Below are 6856 nucleotides of genomic sequence, written 5' to 3'. Positions count from 1 at the left end.
AAGAATGAAGAATTAAGAATGAAGAATTAAGAATGAAGAATTAAGAATGAAGAATCCAATTCTAAATTCTTAATTCTTCCTATCCTGGTTAACTATTTATCCTTTAATAAATAACTAGTAACCAGTAACCAGTGTTAATTAACAACAAGTAACCAGTAATCTCAATAACTAAATGAATTGTGATCATTTTTGTTCCCAGATCCGCTGTTCCCTTTGCTAAAGTGATTAACTCGAATCGTTTGAATTGGTAATTGCTAGTATTACCAACCCATTATTTCAATAAGGAGGTTTTGTGAGTTACTGGATAAAAGTTAATTACGATCATCGAGAATATGTTATTGATCTGGATCGGCTTAGTACATTCACCCATGGTCCCAACGGAAAAATAACCTTCTGGTTACCCGATAGTACTATTCCCATTATTGTCAACCGTCAAAATGACCCAGACGGTTATCAACGAGTGGTCAACTACATTCAAAAGTTATCAGCACGATTACCTAATGGTTTTTGGATTACATTCAATTACGAGCGCCATGATTATATCCTTGACCTCAACAAAATCAGTAGTTTTTGTCACTACCCAAATCAGAGATTAACCTTTTGGTTACCTGACAGTTCCATGCCCATCATTATTAGCGAACAAAAATATCCAGACATTTATCATAAGATAATAGACTATATTGAACAAAAAACTGGCTACCTACTAACGTAATTAGAGAATTAAGAATTAAGAATTGAGAATTAAGAATTGAGAATTGAGAATTAAGAATTGAGAATTAAGAATTAAGAATTAAGAATTAAGAATTTGGAATTATACATGCTACATGCTAGCTTCTGGCTTCTGGCTTCTGGCTTCTGGCTTCTGGCTTCTGGCTTCTGGCTTCTGCATTCTACATTCTAAATTCACCATTCTAAATTCTTCATTCTAAATTCACCATTCTAAATTCACCATTCTAAATTCACCATTCTTCATTCTTAATTCAATGTAATTACTGTAACTTCTGGTGGACAAAATAAACGACCTGGCCAATACGTTCCTAAACCACGATTAGTATATAACTGATTTTTACCGATCCGATGTAAACCCTCAGACCATTCCCAATGGTTAGTTACTTTTGAACATGCTTTCATATACGGTATCCAGGGCTGCACAGGACTAGGAATATACTTCCGGAGGATTTTAAAGAATGCTGGCACAGGTCCGATTCCTGGAATCACAATCTGACCACCATGGGTATGACCAGACAACTGTAAATCCACTCGCCAACGCTGTAATATCTCCGCAGTATCAGGGTTGTGGGATAAGACAATCCGGGGTGTTTTGGGGTCAAGTTGATTGAGCACTGGACCAGGATGGAAATCACGAGACCAAAAATCAGCAAGTCCTACTAGGGGTAATTGTGCTCCAAACGGATAAGCGATCGCATTCCACAACACCTTCACACCAATCTTAGTTAGAGCCTGAGTAACTGTGGCTTTGGAATGAGGCCAGACTAAATCATGGTTACCCAGTACAGCATAGATTCCATGGCGACTTTCCAGGTGCTTCAATCGCCGCACTAGTAGATAAATCGGAGTCGGACTATTGGTTACGTAGTCGCCAGTTAACACAACTATATCAGGTTCAGCTTGATTAGCGGCTTCAATAGCGTCAGCTAAGATATTTTCTCGTAACTGCTGTCGATCATAATGTAAATCGGATAGTTGTACAAGCTTTGTACCTCGCAATGACGTAGGTAAATCTGCGATCGCAACGGTGATTTTTTCTACCCTTAAGGGTTCTGAAAATATCCAATTCATCCAGGTAATCAAGAGGGTAATTCAAAACTTGCTTCCAGCATAGCTTAGCTATCAGCTTAAGCGCTACGGGCACGCTACTTGAGGTGCCATCAGCTATCAGTTATCAGCCAATAGCTATCAGCTATCAGCTATCAGCTATCAGCTATCAGCCCTAGACAAGACTGAGCGCTGAGCGCTGACCGCTGACCGCTGACTGCTTAAAATCTAATTTAAAATTAAGTATAAAATCAGGATTATTTTTGATTAATAAAAACTTTGACATTATCTTTTGACCAAGCTTGAGGATAATTTCTATTTTGGTAAGTTATTTCCTCAGCTTGGTTTGTTTGATCAGGTTCAGGTTTAGTTGAAAAAATTGCACAAGGAATAAATTGGCTATTGCTGGAAAGTTCAGACTTACTGGCTGATATATTCTTAACGTTTATATGTTTAATACTCACTGGTGAATCAGTCTGTTCTTGTAACAGTATCCACAATGGGTATTCCCAGTCATTGTCACCTAAATACAGTCCAATATCTGTACATTTCTTACTTTTCAAAACATCACTAGCACCGAGGTAACCTGATTGGATTCGAGACCTACTGTTAAAATATTGCTCAGTGCGGCTAGTGTTGAAAATACTGTTAGCGCCCACCAGCGGTCGTTCTCTACCAGATAATGCCCATGGTAAAGATGTAATGATCAGAACCACTGCTATCACATTGGCAACTTGACGTAGCTTAATGTGGGACAATACTATTCCAACTACTGCAGAAAAAAGTAAGAAAATTGGTAAATGAAGCCGACTATTCCACCATTGCCATTTCAACAGGAAACAAAATAGTATAACTATGCTAATAATAGCAGCAATATAACTGATTATATAGCGTTGCTTTCGACCCTGTTGTTGGATGAAACAAGCGATGATAGAGAAAACGATTAAAACTAGATGAAGGGTGTTGCTGGTGTTGTTTTCTGTAGCATTAATTCCCAGAGTTGATAAGCCACCAGGAATCCCAAACTTTCCGGTATAGGTGGTGCGGGGGTCACTAATATCTACACTTAAAACGAGATGGAATAAATTAATTATCTTATTGGAGATAGCATTAATAATCCCAATCGGTGTTCCCAGGTGAAGACCAATATTTCTCAAAATATTAGAGACTAACACTGACGTTGTAAAAATTTCATTAGTATATCGTAGTTCTTCTGACGCCGTAGCAATTGGAGTGCCATACAAGTCCAAGTTACGGATATAGTGACCAAGATTAATTAAAATAACAATAATCCCTACCATTAAAATTGGCTTCCACCATCGCCAACCTAGGCGCTTAATCATTATCAGTGAAAACCAGATAAATAAGGGGAATGTATAAATATAGGCTGTTGCTTTCGTAACAATAGCCATGCCCATGGTAGCACCAACCCCTACTATAGTAATCCAGCTAACTCTGGATTTGAGAGTCAAAATAATAAAGTATGCCAAACAAATCACCCAGAACGAAACCACATAATCATTCTGGGTACTTGACCCTTGTAGGATTCCCATCGGAATAGTCGCAGCGACGACAGCAGCAAAAACCTGTCCTCGTATACTCGCTCCCAGTTGTTTAGCAATCAGAGATACCCCAATCACGCTACCAATCATACTGAACCATTGGACAAGATTAGCTAAGCGATCGCTTCCACTCAGGAGTTGAAAATGCATGATCGTAAATTCAGCCCAAGGGTTTTGGTAAAGCTGTCTGGGAATATGGGTAGGATAATGGGCAACACTGTTATGCTGCATCCAATGAAGCACACGACTCATGTGGTAAGTCATGGAATCCCAGGTGTTGGGAGGCGCAACGATAGCAGTTAAGCCTACGATAGCAACCAGAAATCCTATACCTCCAAGTAAGACCAGTAAAAAACCAGAGATTTGGTCATTCCCATCTTGTGAATCCTCGGTGCGGGTGACTCGTTCTGGTTTAACAGTCCGCAAGTAGGCAACAATCAACGTCAGACTCAGTAAACCCCAGATTCCTGCTATCCAACCCCAAGTAATTAACTTAAATAAACTTAAAACTTCAGTGATAAAGGTTAACAAGACTCCCCAGGTAATAGCTGCCCACAATAGGGAACTACGCCAGCAAGAATTGTAACGATAGATGAACAGAAATAAAACAGTGAAGGGAATCAGAGGGAGCAAAGCCAACATATAGCAATTCTACGACTTGTGAGGTACAAATTTCGGGTTTTTAGGGAGCAGGGAGCAGGGAGCAGGGAGCAGGTAAGAGGTAAGAGGTAAGAGGTAATAGGTAATAGGTAATAGGTAAGTTCATGTAGGGTGGGCAGTGTATCAGAGAGATTCCGAAGTTTTTAATCGGGTGGCGGTAGCACTGCCCACCATCGGATTATGACAATAAGTTTATGTAGAGTGGGCAGTGTATCACAGAGATTCCGAAGTTTGTAATAGGGTGGCTCGGCACTGCCCACCATCGGATTATGACTGCCCACCATCAGATTATGACTAACGAAGATTGTATTTTAAGATACAGAATATTGCCCTAAACCCATCCCTCCAGCCAATTTTTTTTCCTTCTTCGTAAGTGCGACCATAGTAAGATATTCCTACTTCATAGATACGGCATTTCTTTTTGGCAACCTTAGCAGTAATTTCTGGTTCAAACCCAAACCGACATTCTTCGATTTTGATAGATTGGATAAGTTCACGCCGGAATGCCTTATAGCAGGTTTCCATATCGGTAAGGTTAATATTGGTAAACATATTGGAGAGCATGGTTAAAAATTTATTGCCCACCATATGCCAGTAATACACTACCCGATGGGGACCACCACCAGCAAAGCGGGAGCCATAAACCACATCCGCTTTGCCATCAACAATCGGCTGCATTAACAACGGATATTCCTGGGGATCATACTCTAAATCAGCGTCTTGAATGATTACGATATCCCCAGTAGCCAAGCCAAAGCCAGTCCGTAACGCAGCTCCTTTACCCCGATTCTTGTGATGATAGACAACATGGTCAATTTGGGATTCCAGTGATGACTCTAAAATCTCTCTAGTGCCATCGGTTGAGTAGTCATCAACAACAATAATTTCACACTCTTTAACCGGAGATGCTTTAACAGCTTCAACAACATTAGCAATGGTGTTGACTTCGTTAAAACAGGGTATTACAACACTTAGCTTCATAAGCTTAAACCTTAACTAATAAGCAAATAATTTGATTAGCTTAAAACTTTACATAAAATTCATATAATCCCCGCCCAATTCCCCTAGCCTTTAGTTAAGTAGAGAGGTTGAGCCACTAAACACTTCACCAAATCTTTACATAACCTTAGTTACATAAATAAATTTATGCAAAGTTTCCCTGTGATTAGATGGGATTGATCCCTCAAATTCAGGTCAACACCAGGATTTATAGACAGGTTTGAGGTTGACTACTTGACACTCTGAAGAAATTAGTATAATTCTACTGTAGGATTATAAATAGATCAACTAAATAGAAAAACATAGAGCAACATAGAGCAACTACTAAACCATTACGCTCAAGGCTGATTGGGGAGTCGTTGCTGATTAGTCATTAGTATTTGGACTAATGACTGATAACTAATGACTAATAACTAAACTAATGACTAATGCAATAAGCTTGGTAGCACGCTTAGATTAAGGAGCCTAGACATTAAGGACTAAAACCTAAAACCCAAAATCTAACAGCTAACAGTTAACATCTAACACCATTAACCTAAAAAAATTCCATCAACCAAGAGAGTATGTCTTTGGATACCAGTAATGACTATATAAAATCAGAAGAATCTCACCTTAGTGATTCTTCCTTATCCTTGGTGATTCCCACTTATAACGAGAGTAGAAACATCGGGGAGCTAATTAGAATTCTGAGCAATTTGCTCGATGAAGCTATACCAAACCAATACGAACTGATTGTAGTAGATGACGATAGTCCCGATCGTACCTGGGAAATCGCCCAGGCTCTGATGTCAGACTATCCACAGTTACAGGTAATTCGCCGTCAGCATGAACGGGGGTTATCTACAGCAGTTATTCACGGGTGGAAAGCAGGTACTGGAAAAATTTTGGGGGTAATTGATGGGGATTTACAGCATCCACCAGAGATATTATTAAAACTTTTGGCAGCAATGGAGGATGGAGCCGATATCGCCATTGCTAGTCGTCATGTAGACGATGGTGGTGTTAGTGATTGGAGTGTAGTCAGGCGTTTCTTATCCAGAGGTGCTCAACTTTTAGGATTATCGATTTTACCAGAGGTTATCGGTCGTGTTTCTGACCCGATGAGCGGTTATTTTATGGTACGCCGTAGTGCCATTCATGAAAAAGACCTCAATCCTCTGGGTTACAAGATTCTAATTGAAGTACTAGCTAGGGGAAAAATTCGTCGGATTGCAGAAGTTGGCTATGTATTTCAAGAGAGACTCTCAGGAGAGAGCAAAGTTACCTGGAAACAGTATTTAGACTATATTAGACACTTACTCCGGTTAAGGTTTTCTCTCGGAACCATTGGTCAACTTAGAAAACGCATTCCCTTCCCTTTAAACCGGTTTATTCGTTTTGGCTTAGTAGGATTCAGTGGCGTATTTGTGGATATGACTGTGCTTTACTTACTCCATGACCCGGCTAGTTTGGGTTGGGGACTCACCCGCAGTAAAATTATTGCTGCTGAAGCGGCCATTATGAATAACTTTATTTGGAATGATGCCTGGACGTTTAGGGATATAGCGAGTCAGCAGTGGGGATGGGGTAAGCGCTTGAAACGGTTTTTGAAGTTTAACCTAGTCTGTTTGATCGGTTTGTGCCTAAATGTGCTGTTGTTGAATCTGTTGTTTAATCTCCTGGGAATTAACTATCTGATTGCAAATGGTATTGCGATCGCAGCCGTTACTTTCTGGAATTTCTGGATTAATCTAAAACTCAACTGGCGAGTGACGCAAAAATAACCATAACCAGTTAATTGTTGACTGTTGACCGTCAACAGCAAAAGGTTTTAGGTTTTAGGTTTTAGGTTTTAGGTTTTAGGTTTTAGGTTTTAGGTT

Annotated in this window: 5 protein-coding genes; 2 read left to right on the top strand and 3 right to left on the bottom strand. The window is 39.7% G+C overall.

Going from position 1 to position 6856, the window contains the following annotated elements:
* Positions 1 to 292: 292 nt before the first annotated feature.
* Positions 293 to 712: a hypothetical protein gene (locus tag AC4II3_RS30170; protein WP_488014412.1), complete on the top strand. Its 420-nt coding sequence runs from the start codon at positions 293 to 295 to the stop codon at positions 710 to 712.
* 263 nt (positions 713 to 975) lie between these two features.
* Here the strand turns inward: AC4II3_RS30170 and AC4II3_RS30165 are convergent, their stop codons facing one another.
* From AC4II3_RS30165 to AC4II3_RS30155, 3 genes are all read right to left on the bottom strand, one after another.
* The gene (locus tag AC4II3_RS30165) at positions 976 to 1800 is read right to left on the bottom strand and encodes a metallophosphoesterase (protein ID WP_488014410.1); all 825 of its coding nucleotides are present in this window, start codon (positions 1798 to 1800) and stop codon (positions 976 to 978) included.
* A gap of 233 nt (positions 1801 to 2033) precedes the next feature.
* Entirely contained in the window at positions 2034 to 3980 is a 1947-nt protein-coding gene (locus AC4II3_RS30160) for an ArnT family glycosyltransferase (RefSeq protein WP_488014408.1), read from the bottom strand.
* Between the two features lie 312 nt (positions 3981 to 4292).
* Positions 4293 to 4979 (bottom strand): glycosyltransferase family 2 protein, encoded by a 687-nt coding sequence (locus AC4II3_RS30155; protein WP_488014406.1) that lies wholly within the window; start codon positions 4977 to 4979, stop codon positions 4293 to 4295.
* Between the two features lie 581 nt (positions 4980 to 5560).
* On the opposite strand from AC4II3_RS30155, the gene AC4II3_RS30150 reads away from it, so the two are divergent.
* The gene (locus AC4II3_RS30150; RefSeq protein WP_488014404.1) at positions 5561 to 6760 is read left to right on the top strand and encodes a glycosyltransferase; all 1200 of its coding nucleotides are present in this window, start codon (positions 5561 to 5563) and stop codon (positions 6758 to 6760) included.
* Positions 6761 to 6856 lie beyond the last annotated feature (96 nt).

It is taken from the genome of Moorena sp., assembly GCF_982860115.1.
This window is presented reverse-complemented; position numbering and strand designations above follow the sequence as displayed.